Source organism: Nostoc cf. edaphicum LEGE 07299, from assembly GCF_015207245.1.
Classification (GTDB): Bacteria; Cyanobacteriota; Cyanobacteriia; order Cyanobacteriales; family Nostocaceae; genus Nostoc; species Nostoc edaphicum_B.
The window spans coordinates 1-2,837 of sequence record NZ_JADEXF010000893.1 but is presented as its reverse complement, the minus strand read 5'-3'; the positions used below and the strand labels follow the sequence as shown (position 1 = coordinate 2,837).

The following is a 2,837-nucleotide window of genomic DNA, read 5'->3' as shown; positions in this document are numbered from 1 at the left end:
ATCCTGGATTCTGGCAATAAAAAGTAGTTAGATAATGCTCTAAGCGATATTGAGAGGCTTTCTAGGTGAAGATTAGTGTAACAAAGGCTGATGACTAAAAAATCGCCAATTTGCCAATTTTGTAACAATGATATGCCCACACCTCGCAAAACCACAGTTACAATTGCCTTAGATTCACGACTCGGTTTGCGAAATCAACCCGTATGCTCCATAAGTCCCATCATTACTACCTCTCACTTCTTAACCTGATCATCCTAGTCAATTTGGAGCTTTGTGGGATGTAAGCACAATGGTATAGACCCTTCAACAGATGGTGAGAAAACTACCCTCCTTGGATACTCCCCAGCATTGCCTTTATTATTGTGCTCCTACCTCTACTAGTTTTCTAGTCTGTCGTGTGCAGTTAACTAATATTTTGCCTGCAAAAACCTCATTAGTGGTTCACCAACCAAAAATTGCTGGGTGTGGACTTGGGAAACAGATAAGTGATAGAGGAGAAAGTCTATTAATTCCTCTTCTCTTTACCTTTACCCTTTTCCTTGCCGAAGGCTTCTCCATCAGCCCTTAACCTCTTTCCGCTGAAGACTTTCCCCTGGTATTTTACTAATACTTTACCAATAATGATTATCTTTTTTTATACATCCAGTAGGAGTTGAGGATGTCAAAAAAATCACCATTGAATAGTTTCTTCTCAGTTATTCTTGCTGCCTTAACAATTGGATTTGTTGGATGTAGAAATCAAGCTGTAAGCACTACATTCACTCAGACTAACACCCAGGTAAATGAGAATCTTCCCCAAGTTGTAGCGACTACAAGCGTACTATGTGACTTAACTAGGCAGGTTGCCGGAAATACAGTTAACCTCACCTGCTTAATTTCTCCTACCGCTGACCCCCAATTTTATAAACCCAAACCAGAAGATCGTAAAGCCATTGAACAAGCTAATCTTATTCTTTATAATGGTTACAATTTTGAACCAAATCTGATCAAGTTAATTAAGGCGACTAAAAACCCTACATCAAAAATAGCCGTCGCTCAACTGGCAGTACCTAAGCCACAAAAATATCAGGCAGGTGGTAAGAATATAACTGATCCTCATGTTTGGCACAATACCAAAAATGCTATCAGAATGGTGGAGGTAATTAATAGTAATTTGAGAAAATTACAATCTAGTGATGCAGAGGCTTATAGCAGTAATACTAAAAAAATTACCAATGAACTCACTCAACTAGATAGCTGGATTAAGTCAAGAATTGCCAGTATTCCTACCAAAGAACGTAAGTTAGTTACAACCTCTGATGCACTGAGTTATTACGCCAAAGCATACCGTATTTCATTGACAGGAGGATTGCAAAGTATTAGTACTAAAGAAAAGTTGACAACCGAACGAGTCAATAATTTGGCTACAAACATTAAACGGACTAAAGTCTCAACAATTTTTGCTGAGGTGGAAATTAATCCTAATTTGATTCAATCTGTAGCCACAGAAGCTGAAGTGAACATTTCTGACAGAAAGCTGTATGCTGAGGGACTTGGTGAACCAGGAAGCGACGCGGACACTTATCAGAAAATGATGATTGCCAATACACGCACAATTGTAGAAGGGCTAGGAGGTACGTATTTGATGTTTGAAAGAAAAGCTGCTAGGTAGCCAGAACCTCAATTTAGCAATCCTAGAAACCTGATTTTTTGAGATTTAATAAAACTTGGGTTATCAGTCATACTTTTGAAGCCAGAATTGGAGTTTTAAATGTTACGGAAGATGGGTATAAAGAGATTGTGTTATTCAGATTTATCAAGTGTCCACCATACCAATCCTTTCTTTTGTATCTCTTTGATGAACCCATCTTTCGCATCCATAATATCCAATGATATCGTTAGGATATTGTTTCGCTATTTAAAATCCAAAATCCAAAATCCAAAATTGACTCACCATCCCCAAGTACCAGGAGCGCCTTTAAATGGCCCAACAATATCACTAGTTATCCAACCGCCATAGAAGTTACCTGGTTGTGGTTGCACCTCTTCGCCATTAACGTAGCATTTATCCATTAAATGAGCATAAAAAGCTACATAGTCCTTGATAGATTCAAAGGCTGGTGTGGGTTTGGGGTAGAACCAGGCAGCATTATGGACTTCTTTATCACCAACTCGGATTGTGTAGTAACCAGCACTTCCCTTCCACTCACAAAAGCTAGATTGCGGAGTCATCTGTAGATATTCCATTTTGATATCCGCTGGGGGAATGTAGTAAGAAGGAGGATGACTAGTTTCTAAAACACGTTTGGCGCTGTGAGTATCTACAATTACTACTCCGTTAAAGATTATTTGGATATGTTTGGTTGTGTCCTCCAAAAGAGGAGGACGGGGATAATCCCAAACTGATTCTTGTCCGGGAGCGGGTTCGATGCGTTGAAAATTAACCATCATCAAGAGTATTGAGTTCTGAGAAAGGAAAAAGTACTCAGTACTGATGTACTTAGTGAAGCAGCAACTCTCCTTGTGGAGTGACTGCGGTCTTTTAACTTAACCCTCTTCATCGTACCTCTTTAAGAGCATCAACTTGCTTGGTGAACAACTCAGTGAATAAACTAAGCACAGTTCGTTCTTCGCGCACTTTTATATTGGCACTGATAGACATACCTGATTGCAAGTTAACTTTTTTGCCCTTAATTACTAGGGATTGTTTATCTAATGAGACTTTTGCCGGAAATCTGTAAAATTGATGGGTTTGGTCTGGCGGTAATGCGTCTGAACCTATCCCAGTCACTTCTCCCTTGATATCGCCAAACTCGCTGTAAGGAAAGGAGTCAATTCTGACATCTACCTTCATACCT

2 protein-coding genes and 1 pseudogene are annotated in these 2,837 nt (G+C 39.4%); 1 reads left to right on the top strand and 2 read right to left on the bottom strand.

Features of this window, described 5'->3' with window-relative positions:
• The first annotated feature begins 658 nt into the window (after window positions 1–658).
• Complete coding sequence (locus IQ229_RS22300; RefSeq protein WP_194047485.1) at window positions 659–1,651, top strand: metal ABC transporter solute-binding protein, Zn/Mn family; 993 nt, start codon at window positions 659–661, stop codon at window positions 1,649–1,651.
• Window positions 1,652–1,929: 278 nt separating this feature from the next.
• Here the strand turns inward: IQ229_RS22300 and IQ229_RS22295 are convergent, their stop codons facing one another.
• Both IQ229_RS22295 and IQ229_RS22290 read right to left on the bottom strand, forming a co-directional pair.
• Window positions 1,930–2,427 (bottom strand): DUF427 domain-containing protein, encoded by a 498-nt coding sequence (locus IQ229_RS22295; RefSeq protein ID WP_194047487.1) that lies wholly within the window; start codon window positions 2,425–2,427, stop codon window positions 1,930–1,932.
• 109 nt (window positions 2,428–2,536) lie between these two features.
• Window positions 2,537–2,837: pseudogene (locus IQ229_RS22290) on the bottom strand (hemolysin D); the annotation flags it as partial.

What these genes read in the sequence shown, in the direction of transcription:
- IQ229_RS22295 (WP_194047487.1), bottom strand. Translation starts at nt 2,427, where the DNA reads ATGGTTAATTTTCAACGCATCGAACCCGCTCCCGGACAAGAATCAGTT.
- IQ229_RS22300 (WP_194047485.1), top strand. Translation starts at nt 659, where the DNA reads ATGTCAAAAAAATCACCATTGAATAGTTTCTTCTCAGTTATTCTTGCT.